16 protein-coding genes and 1 pseudogene are annotated in these 18,809 nt (G+C 63.0%); 11 read left to right on the top strand and 6 right to left on the bottom strand.

Translation table 11 applies throughout. The features are described 5' to 3' along the window. Nucleotides 1–43: 43 nt before the first annotated feature. Entirely contained in the window at nt 44–346 is a 303-nt protein-coding gene (locus LDN82_RS20245) for a hypothetical protein (RefSeq protein WP_224093514.1), read from the bottom strand. A 342-nt stretch (nt 347–688) separates the two neighbouring features. Between LDN82_RS20245 and LDN82_RS20240 the strand changes: the two genes are divergently transcribed. From LDN82_RS20240 to LDN82_RS20230, 3 genes and pseudogenes are all read left to right on the top strand, one after another. After that, entirely contained in the window at nt 689–2,146 is a 1,458-nt protein-coding gene (locus LDN82_RS20240) for a DUF3375 family protein (RefSeq protein ID WP_224165606.1), read from the top strand. Continuing rightward, a pseudogene (locus LDN82_RS20235) lies at nt 2,139–2,960 on the top strand (DUF4194 domain-containing protein); the annotation flags it as partial. The gene LDN82_RS20240 and the pseudogene LDN82_RS20235, both read left to right, overlap by 8 nt. Nucleotides 2,961–3,295: 335 nt before the next feature. After that, entirely contained in the window at nt 3,296–6,766 is a 3,471-nt protein-coding gene (locus LDN82_RS20230) for an ATP-binding protein (protein ID WP_224165605.1), read from the top strand. Between the two features lie 67 nt (nt 6,767–6,833). Here the strand turns inward: LDN82_RS20230 and LDN82_RS20225 are convergent, their stop codons facing one another. Beyond that, nucleotides 6,834–7,337, bottom strand: coding sequence for an FBP domain-containing protein (locus LDN82_RS20225; RefSeq protein ID WP_224165604.1), 504 nt, complete (start codon nt 7,335–7,337; stop codon nt 6,834–6,836). A 370-nt stretch (nt 7,338–7,707) separates the two neighbouring features. Here LDN82_RS20225 and LDN82_RS20220 point away from each other — a divergent pair, with 370 nt between their 5' ends. From LDN82_RS20220 to LDN82_RS20195, 6 genes are all read left to right on the top strand, one after another. Further along, nucleotides 7,708–8,790, top strand: coding sequence for an iron-siderophore ABC transporter substrate-binding protein (locus LDN82_RS20220; protein WP_224165603.1), 1,083 nt, complete (start codon nt 7,708–7,710; stop codon nt 8,788–8,790). A 5-nt stretch (nt 8,791–8,795) separates the two neighbouring features. After that, the gene (locus LDN82_RS20215; protein WP_224165602.1) at nt 8,796–9,911 is read left to right on the top strand and encodes an iron chelate uptake ABC transporter family permease subunit; all 1,116 of its coding nucleotides are present in this window, start codon (nt 8,796–8,798) and stop codon (nt 9,909–9,911) included. After that, nucleotides 9,908–11,020, top strand: coding sequence for an iron chelate uptake ABC transporter family permease subunit (locus LDN82_RS20210; RefSeq protein ID WP_224165601.1), 1,113 nt, complete (start codon nt 9,908–9,910; stop codon nt 11,018–11,020). The genes LDN82_RS20215 and LDN82_RS20210 overlap by 4 nt, the downstream gene beginning before the upstream one ends. Before the next feature lies 1 nt (nt 11,021). Then, the gene (locus LDN82_RS20205; RefSeq protein ID WP_224093522.1) at nt 11,022–11,846 is read left to right on the top strand and encodes an ABC transporter ATP-binding protein; all 825 of its coding nucleotides are present in this window, start codon (nt 11,022–11,024) and stop codon (nt 11,844–11,846) included. Next, nucleotides 11,843–12,895: a siderophore-interacting protein gene (locus LDN82_RS20200; protein WP_224165600.1), complete on the top strand. Its 1,053-nt coding sequence runs from the start codon at nt 11,843–11,845 to the stop codon at nt 12,893–12,895. Before LDN82_RS20205 ends, LDN82_RS20200 begins: the two co-directional genes overlap by 4 nt. A gap of 278 nt (nt 12,896–13,173) precedes the next feature. Then, nucleotides 13,174–14,010, top strand: coding sequence for an SGNH/GDSL hydrolase family protein (locus LDN82_RS20195; protein WP_224167588.1), 837 nt, complete (start codon nt 13,174–13,176; stop codon nt 14,008–14,010). Nucleotides 14,011–14,026: 16 nt separating this feature from the next. Here LDN82_RS20195 and LDN82_RS20190 read toward each other — a convergent pair whose 3' ends face one another. After that, entirely contained in the window at nt 14,027–14,314 is a 288-nt protein-coding gene (locus LDN82_RS20190; RefSeq protein WP_224165599.1) for a YciI family protein, read from the bottom strand. A gap of 68 nt (nt 14,315–14,382) precedes the next feature. Here LDN82_RS20190 and LDN82_RS20185 point away from each other — a divergent pair, with 68 nt between their 5' ends. Then, nucleotides 14,383–14,862 carry a MarR family transcriptional regulator gene (locus LDN82_RS20185; protein ID WP_216927438.1) on the top strand — a complete coding sequence of 160 codons (480 nt, stop codon included), beginning with the start codon at nt 14,383–14,385 and terminating at the stop codon, nt 14,860–14,862. A 49-nt stretch (nt 14,863–14,911) separates the two neighbouring features. Beyond that, a complete protein-coding gene (locus LDN82_RS20180) occupies nt 14,912–15,676 on the top strand; it encodes an SGNH/GDSL hydrolase family protein (protein ID WP_224165598.1) in 765 nt (254 codons plus the stop codon). Nucleotides 15,677–15,700: 24 nt separating this feature from the next. Here LDN82_RS20180 and LDN82_RS20175 read toward each other — a convergent pair whose 3' ends face one another. The 3 genes from LDN82_RS20175 to LDN82_RS20165 are packed head-to-tail and all read right to left on the bottom strand — an operon-like array spanning nt 15,701 to nt 18,439. Then, a complete protein-coding gene (locus LDN82_RS20175; protein WP_224165597.1) occupies nt 15,701–16,522 on the bottom strand; it encodes an FAD:protein FMN transferase in 822 nt (273 codons plus the stop codon). Then, nucleotides 16,506–16,982, bottom strand: coding sequence for an FMN-binding protein (locus LDN82_RS20170; RefSeq protein WP_224165596.1), 477 nt, complete (start codon nt 16,980–16,982; stop codon nt 16,506–16,508). The genes LDN82_RS20175 and LDN82_RS20170 overlap by 17 nt, the downstream gene beginning before the upstream one ends. Then, nucleotides 16,979–18,439 (bottom strand): ferredoxin reductase family protein, encoded by a 1,461-nt coding sequence (locus LDN82_RS20165; RefSeq protein ID WP_224165595.1) that lies wholly within the window; start codon nt 18,437–18,439, stop codon nt 16,979–16,981. Before LDN82_RS20165 ends, LDN82_RS20170 begins: the two co-directional genes overlap by 4 nt. Between the last annotated feature and the right edge of the window lie 370 nt (nt 18,440–18,809).

The following is an 18,809-nucleotide window of genomic DNA, read 5'->3' as shown; positions in this document are numbered from 1 at the left end:
GTTGTGCCGGATGGAGCCAGGGTCCGCCTCGGGTGGGAACCCTTCAGCTGTCCCTCAATGCTACCCGCGGGTAGCTACCCGTGCCAGAGGAAACCTGGGGCTGGAATTCGGCCGGGATTTCCACTTGTCCTGCGTGATGGACCAGGCTGTCCCACGCAAAATTGATGCCATGCACCAAGCCGCCCAGGACTGCCTTGACGGTGTACCAGGCCATTCCCATGGCACCGATCAGAACGATTGTTGCTATGGCCGCTGCTGCGATAAACGCCACCAAAATGGCGGCGAAGACCAGCGTTCCAATGAATACGTAGGTGGCTGTTTCCAGAGCAGTGAAGTCGAAATCCATGGTTCCCCCTATGCGACAGTGCGTGGGTAGACGCGGCGTGGCTGCGTCGATGATCCGACATTAGGGGTGGGCGTGGTTTTCGGCCAGCACGGAATCGCGCCGCGGCCGTGTCGATATGGGATCGAAACCGAACCGGGCGGTATGTAACGGAATGAGTACGACGGCGGCGTGCGGCTTCGGCACCTGCCCCGCCCAACTGGGAGTCTAGGTCGCAGTAGAGCGCGTTTAGGGGCCCGTAAACGTGCTCTGCTGCTACTTAGATGGGTAGGGACGCTCTGCGTTAACCTTGTACGGGGCAGTTTCCGCTGCCAGCCAGGTTTCGCAGCAGCTGAAGGAGAGTAGTTGTCCCGTTCAGCGATGTCCTCCGCCGACGCCATCAGTGCCCGGCTTCGCGACCTTGAGCAACTGACCAAAGGTCCCGCCTGGGCCCTGACACGTTCGGCACCTTGGGTGATCGCGGTGCTGCAGGCTTCCTTCACCCGCACCCGGCCGCAGCTTCCGCTGGAAGAGTTCCATGCCGACGTCGACGCCTTCCTTGAGCAGCTCCGCCGCCAGGAACCAGGGCTGGGCGGCCAGCAGAACGGCAAAGCCTTCGGCGACGAATGGACGCGCAAGCAATTTCTGACACGCCGCAACCAGTCCGGCCAGATCGTCTACGAGGTCACCGAAGCAGCGGCTCGTGTGCTCGCATTCCTGGACAGCCTTTCCAGCGAGCGCTCCACGCTCAACGGTTCCCGCCTGGGCACGCTGCTTGGCGATGTGGAGAAGCTCGCCAACGAGACCAACCCGGACCAAAGCGCACGTTTGGAGGCACTGGAGGAAGAAATCCAGGAGCGCCAGCAACTCGTCCAGGACATTAGCTCCGGCGAATTCGACGGCCTCCTGGACGACGAAGAAGCTGTTGAGGCCGCAGGCAATATCCTTGACCTCGCCGCCAGCCTTCCCGCTGACTACAAGAAAATGCGCGACCGCATCGAGGAGTTGGTGGGCGAGCTCCGCAACCAGATCATCGAGGAGTCGCTGAGCAAGGGCGCAACCATGGCCCAGGTCCTGGAGGCCGACAAACGCCTGCGCCAAAGTCCCGAGGGCAGGACGTTCCGCTCCTTCACAGCCTTCCTGGAAGACCCGCAGCAGCAATTGCGTTTCCGATCCGCGATCGGCGAGGTCCTCAGCCGGCAGTTCGCGGACGATCTTTCGCACGAAGACCGCGAAACGCTGAAGAACCTCGTGGCTGAACTGCGAACCCAGCACAGCCAGATCCAGAGAATCTACGGCAAGCTCTCCGAAAGCCTGAACACCTACATCCAGAGCGACGACGTCCGTCAGTCCGTCAGCCTGCGCAAGGTTCTGGCTGAGGCAGAGCAAGCCATCCGGTCCATGCCCTACGAACGTGACCGTCCCGGCCTGGTACGCGGCCCCGTCCTGTATAACGCCGGATTCGAGTCGTTGGCCATGGTCAAGCTCTTTGACCCGGACGAGTTCGCGACCCCGCCCCGGCTGGCGGACCCCATCGCCTTCAGCGATTCGGACCGGGTGCGCTCGGCACGCACCGGCAAGGCCAAGCCGGCCGTTGTGCGGGCCGCGATGGCCGGCGCAGCCACCCTGGGCGAGGCATGGGAAAACCTGCCCGCCGAGGAACGACACATCAACACCGTCCGATCCCTGCTGTCCAGGGCGCTGCACAGCGGCGCGGGGTTCGACCGGGCCGCCTGGGAACACATCGACTTCGAACAAATCGACGGCAGTATCCGCACTGCGTACCTGCCTGTCGTCACGCTGAATGAGGATTCTGATGACTGAGGAAATCACGACGACGGACGTCACCGAGGAGGAGCAAGTCACCCTTGAGGAGGCTGAAGTCCCGGCTGAAACTGCGCCCCCCGCCAGCCAAGGCGACCCATTCCGCATTACCCCGCGGGACACGTTCGTTGACGGCGCTGCGCTTTTCCCCGGTGACACAGGCGTGCTGCCGATGAAGGTCCGTCACGCGCTGGTCAAACTGCTGAAAGGCCCCTACATCGACGGCGGCCGGGACGAGAAGCTCTGGACCACCCTCCTGGACAACCAACTCATCCTCCGCAGCCGCCTTTCGGAACTGTTCCTCACCCTCCAGCTCGATCACGACCGTAAGATCGCAGTCCTCCGCCCCGTTGACCCTGAGATCATCGGCGCCAGTTCACGATCAAGCATCCTGCGGCAGCAGCGTGCACTGAGTCGTGTGGAAACCATCGTCCTGCTGCGCCTGCGGCTCCTCCTTGACCGCCACGTCACAGCCCAGACGGACCCCACCATCACCCGCGAAGAGATCTCGGACCTCGTGGCCAATTACACTCCCCCCGGCCAGCAGGATGCGCTCCGCGACTCCGACGTCGTCACCCGCACCATCACCAAACTCCTGGCCCGCCAACTCCTCCTCCCCACCCCCTTGGACGACACCTACACCATCAGCAACGCCCTCCCCCTGGCTCTCCCGTTCGAAAACATCGGCGACATCCCGGCCCAAATCGAAGCCCTCATCGCCGTAGCCGCCGACGAGTCGGGCACGGAGCCCGTCCTGGACATCGACCCAGACTCAAATCAATCCACAACCTCAGATGACGACCTGGACGACGACGCCGCGCCCGGGGCTGGGGACGACGACGCCGATGCCGCCCCCGCCCCTTCGCCGGACGACTCTGCTGCAAGCAGCGAGCCGCCCGGCTCCGGAAGGCCCGATGCCACTCCCGGGGCGGCATCGGCGTCGTCTACCTCGGGCGCGAACCTCACCGAAGCGAGCGGCGATCCCGGAGACATGCGGCAGCATGCGTCCAAGGTGGGCCCACAACCGCAGGGTTCCCTAACCGAGCTTGCGAGGTCAGGGGGCGGTTGGGGAGGTACGAGCGAGCATGCAGAGCATGTGTCCGGTACCGCCGCGTTAAGTGACCCAAAAAGCGACCAGGAGCCAGCCAAGTGACCATCGCAAGCATGCTCCCGCTCGGCGAGCTCACCAACCCGGGCCAGATGCGTTTGGCACTCGTGCAGGTGGTCAACTGGGGCACCTTCCATGGGGCCCATACGATGCACGTGGATCGCAACGGGACCCTCCTGACGGGCAATTCGGGCGTCGGCAAGTCAACGCTGTTCGATGCCATGCTCCGTGTCTTTGATGCCCGACCGCGCTCGAATGAGGCTGCTGCGCAGCGTTCCGGTGGCGCTGTGGAGGACAAGAGGACCACGTTCACTTATATGCGCGGCAAGGTCGGTGATAAGGCTGTTGGGGATGGTTCGGCCAGTGCCTTCCAACGCCCTGGTGCCACTTGGTCCGCCGTCGCTCTGACGTTTGATAACGCGGCAGGCACGAAGGTGACGGTCTCTGCGCTGTTTGATTTGCCGAAGAATGGCACGGAGTCCAGCGTCGGTCGTTTTTACGTGATCGACAACAAGCCGCTGGACTTGGAAGCGATCGAGGGGATCGCCCGGAAGAGGTTCACCAAGGGCGCGCTGGAATCGATCTTCCCGGATGGGCAGGTCTTCGACGTCCATAAGGCGTTCGCGGAGCGGTTCCGTAGGCTCCTGGGCATCAACTCTGACCAGGCGCTTCCCCTGCTGCGCGTCATCCAGGCCGGGAAAGGCCTTGGCGGAAGCGTTAATACGTTTTTCCGCGACCAGGTACTCGATGCTCCGGCTACGTTGGCTGCGGCTGATGATGTGGTGGAGGAATTCAGCAACCTGATGTCCATCCGGCAGCGGTTGGAGGATGTCCGGCAGCAGCGCGATCAGCTGGCGCCGGTACCTGGGCTGAACAAGGATTATGCGCAGGCGTTGTTGGACGCGAACAGGCTTCGCGAGTTGGCTGGCGAGGAATTTGAGGCGTACAAGCAGCAGCTTGCTGTCACCGTCCACGCCAAGACCTTGGCGCGTTTCAAGGAATTGGCACAGTCCAAGGCACAGGAACTCGCTGCCGAGCGCACGGTCCGGGATGCTTTGGCCAAGGAGCTCCGTGAGCTGGAGCTGGATTACAACAACCGCGGCGGTAACGCCATTTCGGCTATCGAGCAGTCGTTGGAGAACGCCCGCGTCAGTTTGAAGTTGCGCCAACAGGTGGAGGAATCTGCCCGGAAGGCGCTGGCCGATGCCGGGCTGAACCTTGAGTGGTCGGCCGAGGGCTGGGACCAGGCCCATGAGCAGGCGGCTGCCCGTTCGGCGGAGTTGAAGGACGATTCGGAGGCTTTGAAGGAGCTCCGTTTCGAGGCCTTCGACGGCCACGCGACCAAGAAACGCGAGCTGGCTGCGGCTGAGCAGGAGCTGTTGTCGTTGCGGTCGCGCAAGTCCCTCTTGCCGCCGTCGAGCATAGAAAACCGGGCCGCGATCGCAGCCGCGACCGGCATCCCCGAGGAACGGATGCCGTTTGGCGGTGAGCTGATCGACCTCGCCGAGGGCCAGGATCAGTGGCGTCCGGCCGCGGAACGTGCGCTCCGCAACCTCGCCACCACGCTGTTGGTCCCGGGAGAGCACTTCGCTGCGGTTACGCGGTACTTGAACGACAACACGGTCCGGGGTGCACTGCGTGCGGTTGATGTGTCCAAGCCCGTTGCCGGTGGCGCGCTGGCTGTGGAGGACGTGTCCGACGGCGACCTCTTGACTAAGTTGAGCATCCTCACCTCGGGCGCCAACGCCGACGCCGGGGCATGGATCCGCGAGCGGATCGCCTTGGACTTCGCGTACCCGTGCGTGGAGAACCCGGACGAGCTTGCAGCGATGGACAAGGGCCTCAGCCTGGGTGGCGTGGTCAAACGCAACCGGCACACCGTGGAAAAGGACGACCGTTTCACGAGCCGGCAGGATTACGTCCTCGGCTTTGACAACGCATCCAAGCTCGAACTGGTGGCGGCCCGCGTGGGCGAGCTGGAAAACGAGCTGGCCAAGGCTGCCGAATTGGCGCAAAGCCGTGAGGATTCCCACCAAGGGATGGCCCGGCAATTGGAAGCCCTTCGCAGGGTGGCCGAGGATGAGCGTCCATGGGAACAGGTCTCCGCAGCTGTTGCCGCGGACGAGCTTGCCCGGATTGAGCAGCGGCTTTCCGATGCGTTGGCTGCCCAGGCGGACCTTGAACCGTTACGCGCCAACATCGAGGCAGTACGGGAAAAGCACCAGTCCTCCACAGGTGCGGCGGCCGTGCTGCAGAGCGAATACAAAGCGCTCGACCAAAAGATGATCACGGCTGACGGCCTGCTCGATGCCGCCAGGTTGAAACTTGAGCAAGCACCGCCGTCGAGCTCCACCGTGGCCGCGCTGGAACCGTACTTTGCCGGCGTCGGCGAGGTATCCGAACTGTACGAACTCGACAACCTGGCCAACAGCGTCCGCAACAAGCTGCTCGACGAGCTGCACGCCGCCGAATCGCGCAGCCAAGCGACGGCCGAGCGTTTGACGCGAATTTTCGAGGCCTTCGTGCGTGATTGGGGCAGCGCCATCAGCGCTGACCATGGCACGTCCATCGGGGCTGCCGGGGACTTCGAATCGCGCTATCACGCGATCGTGAGCGATGGCCTACCCGCCCAGGAGGCCGAGTTCCGGCTGTTCTTCAACCAGCGCACGCACGAATCGTTCAGTACGCTGCTGCACCTGCTGGATGAGGAGCGCCGGAGTATCACCAGCCGGATCCTGCCCCTCAACGGCATCTTGTCGGAGGTCAATTTCCACGAGGGCAGCTATCTGGAGCTGGACATCAAGCAGACGCTTCCGGCTACGGCCAAGCAGTTCAAGGATGCGATCCAGAACGCGCTGAAGGCCAAACACACGCGGCCCTCCCGCAGCGCATCTGCCGCAGCTGGAACGGAGGTCGACGACGACGCCGAGCTCACCGCCCGCTACAAGTCGCTGGAGACCCTGGTGAAGCGTCTCGGTTCCCAAACCCCTGAGGACCGCCGTTGGCGCGCCGAAGTGCTGGACGTCCGCGGCCACCTGTTTATCCAGTGCAAGGAGCACAAGGAGGTGGCCGGGAAGTCGGCGAAAACCGGCAAGGCCGGCAAGAAGAAGACCGAGGTCTTCATGCATGCCGATACCGGCTCCATGTCCGGCGGTGAACGTCAGCGCTTCACGGCGTTCATCATGGCCGCGGCCCTGAGCTACCAGCTGGGTATTGCCGAGCAGGGCTTCACTACCTACGGCACCGTGATGATGGACGAAGCGTTCGTGCTGGCATCCGAGGAATTTGCAGGAGCCGGAATCAAGGCGCTTCACGAGTTCGGCTTCCAGTTGTTGCTGGCCGCGCCGGAAAACGTGATCGACCTGTCGCGTCACCTTGGTTCGGTTACGGAAATCCTCCGCGACAAGCGGACCAACCGGTCCGGCGTGCTCACGTCTCCCGTCATTGCGGGCCCGGGAGAGCCCGGCGCATGGCGGTCCGAGGCGAATCCCGTGGATATCGTCCTGCGCTAAAGCAACGCGGGGTCACCTACGGCCCATGCTGAGGCCATTTATGGGCCGTAAGTGACCTCGCGTTGCCTTAGCGGGTGGAGGTGCCCCGGACCCGGTCCAGGAACTGGCCTGTGCGCTCCTCAAGCCCGGCGATTTGCCGAGCCACGACGACGGCCGGGTCAGGGTTGATTTCATTGGCGGGCGGCTCCTTGCGCACATTGGCGCTGCAGCCGAACTCGGCGCAGATCAGAGTCCCCACGGTGTTGCCGTCCTTGCCTGACTGTCCGGCCTTCTTGGCGACCCACAGATAGACGTCGTCTTTGGAGAAGACGTCACGGCACAATTCACAGAGGACCACACGCTTCTTTCCGGAGCCTCCTTCAGGCGCCCGGAGCATGATTCCGGTGAGCTTGCCCCGGTGCGGGACCACCAGGTAGCCGCGCTGGGGCATTTTTTCGTCGCGCCAGCCGAGGAACTCAAGGTTTTCCCAGTCGATGGTTTCCAAGTCGCGCGGAAGGTTGAGCCTGGCGGCTTCGGACCGGCTGGCATTGATGAATGACGAACGGATTTGTTGGGCAGTAATTTTCTGCATGGCAAAGTTTCTTTCGGAGTTGATCGACGGCGCGCTGAGCATGAGCGCCAGCTGGAAAGGAGCGTCGGTCATCTGTGAAAGCGAGGCACAGCAAAGAGACCCAAACAGGAGTTCGGAGTGCGTGTACCTAGAGTGATGCCGACGGGTGGGGGAGTGCCAAGCAGGCCAAAATGGCCACCTCGCCCTCCATGGCTGCAGCAACTGAAATCGTGCGCACGCTCATCTCCTCGTCGTTCTCCTTGGAAGCGGTAGTCCGCTGCCGATATCTTAGCAATGTGCAAGAGGGGCATTACGTGACGCAAACGTTTCGTAATTATCCAAAGGGTAGGCTAGCCTTACTTAGGTTCGCATCCCTTACCTAAGGAGTCCCGTGGCTTCCCTTCTTCCACGCCGCGCCCTGCTGAAGACCGCAGGCACCGCGACAGCCGCTTTGGCCGCCGTCGCCCTTTCCCTCACTGGCTGCTCCACCGGGCCCGCCACCTCCACTCCGGCAACGGAGCAGGCAGAAACCGCTGCTTTCCCGGTGACCATCAAGCACGCTTTCGGTGAGACCACCATCAAGGAACAGCCCAAGCGCGTAGTCACCATCTCCTGGGTGAATGACGACGTCGCAATAGCCCTGGGCGTTGTCCCGGTTGGCCTTCCCAAGAACGAGTGGGGCAACAACGACAAGGGCTCCACCCCGTGGAAGGATGCCGCGCTGGAGAAGCTTGGTGCCGGATTCGGTTCGGACAAGGCTCCCGTGCAGTTCTCCGAGGCGGACGGGATCAACTTCACTGAGATCGCCAAGCTGAACCCGGACGTCATCCTCGGCGCCTACTCCGGCCTGGAGGAAGCCGATTACAAGAAGCTTTCCGAAATCGCTCCCGTGGTTGCCTACCCGGAGCTCGCCTACGGTACGCCCTGGCAGGAAAGCACCACCATCATCGGTAAGGCCCTCGGCAAGGAAGCCGAAGCCAAGAAACTGATTGAAGACACTGAAGCCACCGTCAAGGACAAGGTTTCCAAGTACCCGCAGATCAAAGACAAGACCTTTATCTACGGCAACCTGGAACCGGCCAAGGGTGACGGCGTGAACGTCTACACGGCCATCGATAACCGCCCGCGCTTCCTCTCCGAAATCGGCATGAAGCTCGCTCCGGTAGTGGAGCAGAACACGAAGACCAACAAGGACTTCTTCATTGCGTGGTCCGCTGAAAAGGCCAACGAGCTCGAGTCCGATGTCTTCGTGACGTGGGTGCCCGAAGCCGCCACGGCCGACGCCATCAAGGCCGACCCCCTGCTGGGCCAGATACCCGCGGTCAAGTCCGGCGCACTCGTCGCCGACGCCGATCAGACCCTGACGCTGTCCATTTCCGCCTCCTCGCCGCTGAGCCTGCCGTGGGCCCTGGACACGTTCCTGCCGCAGCTGGGCAGTGCAGCGGACAAGGCAACGGACGCGGCAGGCAAGTAACTGCAATGAAATTGAGTACGACGACGGCGGCTTCCGTGGGGCAGGTTGGCGGCACATCTGTGCCTGGTAACCAGCGCGATAGCGCACCCCGGAGCAATGTGGCCGGAGGGGGAACCGGTTCCAGGGCAACAAGCGGGCGGAGTGCCTGGCTGCTGGTCGCCGTCGTCGTACTCGTCGCCGCGTGCGCAGCATCCTTGGCGATCGGCGCGCGCGGGCTTCCCCTGTCCACCATTTGGGAAGCCATCACCAACTTCAATCCTGAAAGTGGCGACCACGCAGTGGTCATCGCACGGGTTCCCCGAACAGTATTGGGTCTCCTGGCAGGCGCCGCCCTGGGCTTGGCTGGAGCGGCAATGCAAGGAGTGGCCCGCAACCCCCTGGCTGATCCCGGGATTCTGGGACTCAATGCGGGTGCGGCCCTTGCGGTTGTCGTGGGCATCTATGTTTTCGGCGTCGGTTCGCTCACCGGCTACATTTGGTTCGCCTTCATCGGCGCCGCAGCGGCCGCCGTCGTCGTTTACGCCATCGCGTCCAGGGGACGTGACGGTGCGACGCCGGTCAAGCTCGCCCTCGCGGGCGCGGCGCTGAGTGCCGGCCTGTTCTCGCTGATGAATGTCATCCTGGTCTCAAGCCAGGACACCCTGGACCGGTTCCGGTTCTGGCAGGTGGGAAGTATTGGCGGACGCGACTGGTCCGTTCTGCTACCTGCTCTTCCCTTCCTGGCCGTCGGCGCCGTAATCGTTCTGGCCAGTGGCCGCATCCTGAACAGCCTCGCCCTGGGTGACGACATCGCACGTGGACTCGGTCAGAATGTTGGCCTATCCCGTGGAATCATCGGCCTTGGGATCGTCCTGCTGTGCGGATCCGCCACCGCGTTGGCTGGACCCATCGCGTTCCTCGGCCTGGTGATTCCGCACGCTGTCCGCTCGCTCACCGGTCCGGACTACCGGTGGGTCCTGCCGTTCTCCATGATCTCGGCGCCCATCCTGCTGATCATCGCCGATGTGATCGGCCGAGTGGTCCTGCTTCCCGGCGAAGTTCCGGCCGGCATCATGACCGCGCTCGTCGGTGCGCCGGTGTTCGTGTGGCTCATCCGCCGCGGAAAGGGGGCCGGACTGTGACCACCCTTCGCAAACTCCCCGCCGAGTTGGCACTTAATGGCAATGTTCCCCGGAAACATTCGCATCAATTGTCATTTCGGCGCGTGCCCAGCCCAACGTTCTTCCTCGGCTTGGCCCTCGTTGTCATGTTCGCCGTGTACGTGCTGCTGGGCAGCTACACGGTGACCATCCCTGATTTCTTCAAGATCGTCATCGCACACTTGACCGGCGGCGAGAAGATCCCCGGGGCCAGCTTCATTGTCATGGAGCACAAACTGCCCCGCGCTGCCATCGGAACACTGATCGGCATGGCCTTCGGCCTGGCCGGCGCGCTTTTCCAAACCATGCTGCGCAACCCCTTGGCCAGCCCTGACATTATCGGCATCAGCTACGGAGCCAGTGCAGCGGCCGTGACGGCGATTGTGGTCTTTGGTGCTTCCGGAGCCGTCGTTTCCTGGGCAGCCCTTGGCGGTGCGCTGGGTGTTGCTGCCATTATCTACGCGATTTCGCGCGGCACCGGGTCCGGGGCGGGCGGAGGCAGCCGTGGCAATGCTGCCGGCAACCGCCTCATACTCGCGGGTGTGGGCATCGCCGCGGCACTGCACGCAGTGGTCAACTTTCTCATGACCCGTGCTGACATCCGTACCGCGGCTGACGTCCTCGTCTGGCTTAACGGTTCGCTGAATTCTGCGAATTGGGAGCGCACCGGGATCCTCATGGCCTCCTTGCTGGTCCTGGTTCCGGCTGTCATCATCCTTGCCGGCCCGCTGCGCATCCTCGAACTCGGTGACGATGCAGCCGCCGGCTTGGGCATCAGGGTCAACGCCACCAGGCTGGGACTGGTCTTGACCGCCGTCGGGCTTGCCGCCTCCGCGACGGCGGCTGCCGGTCCCGTTGCCTTCGTCGCTTTCCTGGCCGGACCAATTGCCCGACGCATCGTCCGCAAACCCAGCCTCCCGGCGTCGGCCTTTACCGGCGCGCTGATCGTGTTGGCCGCAGACTTCTTCGCCTCCAACATCGCACCCGCCATCCTCGACGGAACCGTCCTCCCGGTCGGCGTCATCACGGGCGCCCTCGGTGCACCCTTCCTGCTGTGGCTCCTGGTCACCTCGAATCGAAAGGAAGCCTGACATGGCAATGCTTAAGGCCAAGGACCTGACACTCCAATACGAGCAGCGCAAGGTGGTTGAGGGCCTCACCACGGAAATCCCCGAGGGTAAAGTCACGATGATCGTGGGCGCAAACGCCTGCGGTAAGTCCACGCTTCTCCGTGGATTGTCGCGGCTGCTCAAGCCCGCCGGCGGGGCCGTGACCCTCGACGGCAAGGACATCCATTCCCGGCCAGCCCGTGAGCTCGCCCGGACGTTGGGCCTTCTTCCGCAGCACCCCACGGCTCCGGACGGTATTAGCGTGCGCGACCTCGTGGGACGGGGCCGGTATCCGCACCAGGGATTCTTCCGGAGTTGGAGCGATTCCGACGACGCCGCGGTGCAGCGGGCGCTCCAAGCCACCGCAACGCTGGAGCTCGCAGAGCGAAGCGTCGACGAATTGTCGGGCGGACAGCGCCAGCGCGTCTGGATTGCCATGGCCCTTGCGCAGGAAACTGACGTGCTGCTGCTTGACGAGCCAACCACATACCTGGACCTTGCGCACCAGGTGGAAGTGTTGGACCTCGTTACGGACCTCAACCGCAGCCGGGGCACCACCGTGGCGATCGTGCTCCACGACCTCAACCTCGCCGCGCGCTACGCCGACCACGTCATCGCCATGAAGGGCGGATGCATTGTGGCCGAAGGACCCGCACCCGTTGTGGTGACCGAGCAACTGGTCTACGACGTCTTTGGCCTGGAATCCCGCGTGGTTCCAGACCCCATCTCAGGAACACCGCTCATTGTCCCCATCGGACGCCACCACGCACAGCCCGTTTCAACCAACGAACTGGAGATCGCCTCATGAGTGCACAACCAACACGGACCCAAGCGAGCGCCAGCGTGGAACCCATGACCCTTGCCTTCGACGTCACGGTCTCGGCCGTGCAGGACCTGAGCCCGAATTTCCGGCGGATCACGTTCGGTGGCTACTCGCTGCGGGGCTTCGGCGTTGCAGGGGATACCTTGGACCTGCGCGTGAAGCTGATGATTCCTTCATTCGACGCCCAAGGACAGCAGATCCCCCTGCCCGAATTCAAGATGGAAGATGCCGGGTGGTACCAGGAATGGTTGGCCATGGATACTTCCGTCCGGGGAGCCATGCGCACCTACACGGTCAGGGCTGAGCGACTCGACGCCGTGTACCCCGAAATCGACATCGACTTTGTCATGCACTTTGACGACGCAGGCCATGGCGGACCCGCAGCCAACTGGGCTGTCGCGGCGAAGCCAGGTGACGCCCTCACCATCATCGGCCCGAACAACCGTGCAGCCCAATGCACCACGGCCGGTGCCTACGGCGGCATCGAATGGCGGCCCGGGCTGGCCCAGAGGGTCCTGCTCGCCGGAGACGAGACAGCAGTGCCGGCAATCAGCGCCATCCTCGAGAGCCTGCCCGCGGACATGACCGGCCACGCATTCCTTGAAGTACCCGAAGCCGGCGACTTCCAGGACATCAGCACACCTGCCGACGTCGAAATCACCTGGCTCGCCCGCGGCGCAGCGATTGGGCGCTCCCGCCCACATGGCGAACTCCTCAAAGAAGCCGTCGCCAAGGCCGTTCCCGTCCCCGGTTGGGTAGGAATCAAGGGATCCGAAGCTGCCGGACCCGAGCCCGAAGACGTCAACGTGGACCAGGACATCCTCTGGGAAACCCCGCAACGCATGGACACTGCCGCCATCGAAGCCACCAAGAACCCCACTTCGCCTGCCGGTGCGCTGCCCTTCTACGCCTGGATCGCCGGGGAAGCGTTCGTCATCAAGGAAATGCGGCGGTACCTGGTGCGGGACGTCGGAATCGATCGGAAGCAGGTTGCTTTCATGGGTTACTGGCGACGCGGCAAGGCAGAGGGCTAAGCCTGTTTGGCGTCGTGGCTGGGTCGGCCGCTTGGGTCCGGCCGGTTGGCGGCCATCCTCTGCATGCTGCTCCTTCATCGCTTTGACGCACGCTGCCGGATGACCGCCAACCGGCCCCGTGCACCCTTCACACTCCGATGCTCGCTCACTTCCCGCCCGTTTTTTGGGGATGCTCTCTCACTTCCCGCCCGTTTTTTGGGGATGCTCGCGCACTTCCCGCCCGACCTGTTCACTTTGGGTTGGTTGGGGAGTAACCGGGGGTGGGTAGCGTTGTCTGGATGCGGGATGGTTACGCGGCTGGGGACAGCGGACGACGGCGGTACGTCGCCCTTGGGGATTCCTTCACCGAGGGCGTGGGGGATCCGAGCAAGGTTTTGCCCAACGGGGTACGCGGCTGGGCAGACCGTGTCGCCGAGAAATTGGCCAAAGCGCAGCCGGGCTGGGAGTACGCAAATCTCGCCGTACGCAGCAAACGGCTCCGGCACATCATCGATGAACAACTCGAGCCTGCCCTCGCCATGGAACCAACACTCATCACGCTTTATGCCGGTGGCAATGACATCCTGGACTTTGGCACGGACATGGACGCGCTCCTCAACGACTATGAACTGCTGGTCGCCCGGCTTGCTGCCACCGGGGCCACGGTGGTCCTTTTTACCGGTTTTGACGTGAAGGTCTCAGCCGTCCTGGAACCGTTCAAGAAGCGCAACACGATGTACAACCAAAAGGTCCGTGATGTGGCCGCAAAGTACGGGGCGATCCTGGTGGATTACTGGTGCTTTGACGCCTACAAAGACTCACGGATGTGGGCTCCCGACCGGCTTCACATGTCCAAGGCCGGCCACAAATATCTTGCCGCCCAGGTCCTTGACCATCTGAACGTCCCGCACAAGATTTCTCCGAAGCAATGGGACCCACCCCAAAGAATGACCATGCGCGAATGGGAACGCAGGCAGCGGCGCTGGGTGAACGACTGGGTTCTGCCTCTCTTTGGACGTAAACTCCGCGGCATCACCCTGGGGGACTCCCTGAATCCCCGTTGGCCCCAGCCCGTGAAAGTCCCCCGGAAGGGCGGACTGAAGAAACTGGTCGAAAACCAGCAGGCCACGCAGTGAAGGCAGCCAGCAAGCCTTAGTTCTCGAGCAGGTTCTCGTAGCCGTCGGCCACAGTGGTCGCCGTGAATTCGATGATCTCGAACTCGGCCACGCCGTTGCTGAAGAACGGGTCTTTGGCCAGTGAGTCATCCAGGGTTTCCCGGTCAACCTTTGACAGCAGCACGCCGCCCGTGGCTGGAACGCGACGTCCCGACGCAAGGAACACGCCGGCGTCGAACGCGTCTTTAAGCCAGGCCATGTGGGCTGGACGATGGAAGTCGACGATTTCGTCGGGAACTTTGTAGGTCAAGGCGACAACAAACATTCCGCCAGCCTACCGTTTGCGGCTGCAGCAAGGCCGGGGCAACCGGCTAATTCTCCTAAGATGGATCCATGACTGAACCCCGCTGGCTTAATGCCGACGAACGCCGTGCCTGGTTGGCCCTCTTGAGCATCAATACGTTGCTCCCCTCGGCGCTGGATACGCAGCTTCAGTCTGCTGGAAAATTGTCGCTGTTCGACTACAACGTGCTGGCGATGCTCTCGGAAACCGAGGGCAGGTACCTGCCCATGAGCGAGCTTGCCGCCCGGACCAGTGCCTCGCTGTCGCGTCTGTCCCACGTGGTCACCAAACTCCAGAAGCGCGGCTGGGTGGAACGCCAGGCACACCCCGGCGACGCGCGCGTCACCGTCGCCCACCTGACCGAGGCCGGAATGTCCACCATTGTGGCCCTGGCCCCCGGTCACGTTGAGTCCGTGCGGGCGCTGATGCTCGATTCACTTTCGCCCGACGACGTCGCGGACCTCGCGCGCATCGGCGAGAAAATTGTCTCCAGGCTGGACAATAACCATTGGATCCTGCGCGAATCGTAGCCTTGTCCGTGCTTTGTAGGTAGCGGTCGCCTAATGGCAGACTGACGGCATGGATTTTTCTGCCCGTTATGTTGCCTTGGGGGATTCCTTCACTGAGGGCGTTGGCGACGACGACCCAACGCGACCCAACGGCGTCCGCGGGTGGGCCGACGTCGTTGCCCGGCAGCTGGCCCACAGCAACGAGGACTTCGGCTACGCCAACCTCGCCATCCGCGGCAGGAAGCTCCGCCAAATCATGGCGGAACAAGTGGACGCGGCCGTCGCGCTGAAGCCCACTTTGGTGACGATGTATGCCGGCGCCAACGACATCCTGCGGCCCAAGATCGATATTGACTCGCTTTTGGAGGATTACGACGCCGGAATCGCCAAGTTAAGCGCGACCGGCGCCACTGTTGTGCTCTTCACGGGCTTTGACGCCCGCGGTTCGAAGGTTTTCAGCACGATGCGTGGTCGGACCGCGATCTACAACGAACTGCTCCGCGAAATCGCCGAGAACCATGGTGCCCTGCTGGTGGATTACTGGCGGTTCGATGAGTACTACGACGTCAGGATGTGGGCGCAGGACCGGATGCACATGTCGACGGCGGGCCACGTCAATATGGCCAAGCGCGTGCTGGACGTCCTCGAGCATGAGCATGTGCTCGAAGTCCCGGAGCTCGCACCGCTTCCCACGCTGAACCGGTCCGAAGCTATTCGGGCAAACGCGCGATGGGTCCGGGAATTCGCCGGCCCGTGGGTAGTGCGCCGTGTACGGGGTACGTCCTCGGGCGATGGGCTTAGCCCGAAGTATCCGGCTCTGATCCGCCCCGTGTAGTTAAGCCGGGCTAGCAGAACTGACTCAGCCCGCGTTACGAAAACCTGGTGTGGCGAGCAGCGTTCCGGTCCTGCCAACCGCGAGCACGTCGACGCCCCATTTCTCCACAGCGTGATCCAGGGTTTGCGGTCCGCCTGCGACGATGGCTGTTGCCAGGACGTCGGCCGTGACAATGTCCTGTGCCGCGACGGAAACCTGAACGAACTCCGGCCGCACTGCACCGACGGTCCAAATGTGTTCCCCGCGTTCCGCCGAGCCCGACGTTGCAAGGGCCCTCACTCCGCGTTCCGCCGAGGCACTGAGGCGGTATGTACTGAGCAGCTTCCGGTGGTCAAACGGATCAACGATGCCGGCCAGCCACGGATTGGGTTCTTCAAACCCGGAGTCCACCGGCTCCGGTGATCCGCTTACCAGCACGTCCCCGCCGGCGTTGAGGCACCAATTGTGCAGGCCGAGGGCACCCAGGGACAGTGCAGCTTCGCGCATGGCGTGGGCTTTGACGATTCCGGAAAGATCCAACGCACCGTCCGGTCGCTCGGCCGTGAACGCGCATTCGGTCTCCACGCGCCATTCCGAGGCCACGGCATAGAGCTCCTGCATTGGCTCCGAGGCATAGGCCAACGTCAGTTCGCCACGGGCCAGCCGGCTTGCTTCAGATCCTTCCCGGTAAAGGCTGAACGTCAGGTCCAGCTGTGTAAATATTTCCCCTACGACGTCGACGGCGGACTGCAGCTCATCGACGCCGGTTTGGGCGGAGGTTCCGCTCGCCACGGTCAGGCTCACCACAGTGCCCATGCTGCGGAACGTACGCGCACGGAGCTGTTCGCCGTTAAAAGTTGGCTGCATCGAGGGCCGCCTGGAGGGAGGTCAGATAGGCCTGACTGGTGACTGTCGCGCCACTGACAGTTTGTACGTCGGCTGACTGGGCCCGGAGGACTTCGGATCGCAGGACAGGTGCTGCCCTGCTGCTGATCTGGGCAGACTTCCGTTCCGCATCGGTGAGTTGCAGGGGTGTGACCTCGGTGATCTTGCCATTCTGGATAGTCACCTGGACCTGAACCGTGCCGAAGCGGGTCTGGACCGACGCGCCGTCGTAGGTTGCCGCCGTCGTGCTTTCCGCGGTGCTGCCGCTGGTTCCGGTGGTGCCGGTGCTGCCGTTCGCCGCTGAACTGCCGGCCGACATGCTGCTGCTCAGGCTTGTTGTTGTGGACGTGGTTGTTTCGGCAACATGAGCTCCTGATTGCCAGCCTGCGAGCAGTATGCCCGCGGACGCCAGGGCCGTTGCCATTGCTGCGCGGATTCTCACCAGTCGAACCTTTCGTAGTGGAGTTGTTCTGCGGGTACCCCTGCGGCCTGTGCGTCCTGGACCACCTTGCCGGCCCAGCCAGCAGGGCCGCAGACGTAGACGTCGGCGTTGGCCACGTCCGGGATATAGGAACGGAGTGTGAACCCGGCTTGGACGGCTGATTCGGGGAGCCATGCGTTGGGGCGTGCGGAGCGCGGGCCGGTCAGGTGGAAGAGGGTCGCGCCGCGGGCTTGGCAAAGGGCCATGATTTCCTGACCAAGGAAGAGCTCGGATTCGTCGTGTCCGCGCAGCAGGACCGTTGCATTGCCAGGCTCAAAAGGCGTGGATTCCAACAGCGACCGCAGAGGAGCAATGCCGATGCCGGCGCCGATCATCACCACTCTGTTGCGGGACCGGGCGGCGGTGCTGAACATCCCATAGGGTCCCTCAAGGGCGACCCTGGTGCCGGGTCTGAGACGGGCCAATCGGGCGGATCCGTCGCCTAGTTTTCGGACGGTGATACGGAGTTTGCCCACGGCAGTGCCCGTAGCGGGGAGTGGCTCCGCGGATAGGCTGAAGGGATGCGGCTGCCACCAGAACCCGGGAGCCAGGAACCTCCAGATGAAGAATCTCCCGCCGCTGCCAGCCAGCTTCTCCAGATGCAGTCCGGTCATTTCGATGCTGAAGACATCAGGTGCAACACGCACTACACGACTGACCGTGAGCTGATGCCGGACTGTCGCAGCGAGTGGCAGGTAAATCCTGAAGAACAGGAGCGCCGCGCCCGTCCCGATGCAGAAAGCCAGCCAATACCAGCGCTGCCAGGTTCCTTCGGCAAAGAGTCCGCCAACACTGAACTGGTGGGGGATGGCCGCTGCCACTGCTGCGTAGGTCAGGAGATGGATTACGTACCAGAATTTGTACGGGAACTTTCGTCGCACCGCCACTAACGAGGTCACGACCACGACGAGGAACAGCGCCATCGCGACGAACGCGAGCCACATATCCGGGACGTTGACCCACAGGGACACCGATTCGCTGATGGGGTCGAGGCCTTCTGCGGCGCCATAGCCGACCGCCAGGAGGATCCCATGTGCCAGCAGCAGGTAAAGCGCCGGCTTACCCAGTGATTTATGGATCTCAAGAGCGCGGTCATGGCCGATTGTGTTGTTGACCAGCGGGATCCGGGCCGCCAGGAGCAGCATGAGGAGGACCACGTCCATGCCGACCAAACCAGCCACGATTCCGAGGCCTGTCGCACTTCCGGCAAAGGAGGAGAACCCGCCTGCGCCGCCGTCTGCAAGCCACAAGGCGACCGCGGCCACCGGGGACACCCACGCGAGGAAACCCAGAATGTCAGCCCGGGCCAGCCGCCGTCGGGCTTGCGCCTGGAAGCGTTCGACGGCGGCCGGCGGTGTCCGTGGGCCCGGCGCCGCGGACTGTTCAGCACCCGAAACACGTGAAAGAAGCGATGTCATGATCCAAGACTCGCCAGGCATCCTTTCGTTCTGCTGTGAAAGGGCTTGCGAGGGCTTATGATTCCTGATTGGTCTTAATTTGGCCTGGCCCGTAGAATAGTTAGGCGCTAGGTAGTGCGGATCGTGTGCAATTGCTCCGGTTGGCGGTGAGGTCAGTCTGACTGACATCCCGATGGCCGGTAGTTAGGGGCTCAAGTTGCGTGCATTCCTGTATTCGCCCGGTATCCCAGGATCTGTTCCAGTGTTTATCACTGACCGGTTCTGAGGCCCAACCTTCTTCGCCGTACTTGATGCGGAAACTACCGAAATGGTATGGATCGGACGCGAACGCTGCCTGTCGCACGGTAACGCAGGAACATCTGCACACCGT

Origin of the sequence: Arthrobacter sp. StoSoilA2 (genome assembly GCF_019977195.1) — a bacterium.
Taxonomy (GTDB): Bacteria; Actinomycetota; Actinomycetes; order Actinomycetales; family Micrococcaceae; genus Arthrobacter.
This window is presented reverse-complemented; position numbering and strand designations above follow the sequence as displayed.

Bases quoted from the DNA above. Each gene is read 5' to 3' on its own strand.
- LDN82_RS20245 (WP_224093514.1), bottom strand. From the start codon at position 346: ATGGATTTCGACTTCACTGCTCTGGAAACAGCCACCTACGTATTCATT.
- LDN82_RS20225 (WP_224165604.1), bottom strand. From the start codon at position 7,337: ATGCAGAAAATTACTGCCCAACAAATCCGTTCGTCATTCATCAATGCC.
- LDN82_RS20215 (WP_224165602.1), top strand. From the start codon at position 8,796: ATGAAATTGAGTACGACGACGGCGGCTTCCGTGGGGCAGGTTGGCGGC.
- LDN82_RS20205 (WP_224093522.1), top strand. From the start codon at position 11,022: ATGGCAATGCTTAAGGCCAAGGACCTGACACTCCAATACGAGCAGCGC.
- LDN82_RS20200 (WP_224165600.1), top strand. From the start codon at position 11,843: ATGAGTGCACAACCAACACGGACCCAAGCGAGCGCCAGCGTGGAACCC.
- LDN82_RS20195 (WP_224167588.1), top strand. From the start codon at position 13,174: ATGCGGGATGGTTACGCGGCTGGGGACAGCGGACGACGGCGGTACGTC.
- LDN82_RS20190 (WP_224165599.1), bottom strand. From the start codon at position 14,314: ATGTTTGTTGTCGCCTTGACCTACAAAGTTCCCGACGAAATCGTCGAC.
- LDN82_RS20185 (WP_216927438.1), top strand. From the start codon at position 14,383: ATGACTGAACCCCGCTGGCTTAATGCCGACGAACGCCGTGCCTGGTTG.
- LDN82_RS20180 (WP_224165598.1), top strand. From the start codon at position 14,912: ATGGATTTTTCTGCCCGTTATGTTGCCTTGGGGGATTCCTTCACTGAG.
- LDN82_RS20175 (WP_224165597.1), bottom strand. From the start codon at position 16,522: ATGCAGCCAACTTTTAACGGCGAACAGCTCCGTGCGCGTACGTTCCGC.
- LDN82_RS20165 (WP_224165595.1), bottom strand. From the start codon at position 18,439: ATGACATCGCTTCTTTCACGTGTTTCGGGTGCTGAACAGTCCGCGGCG.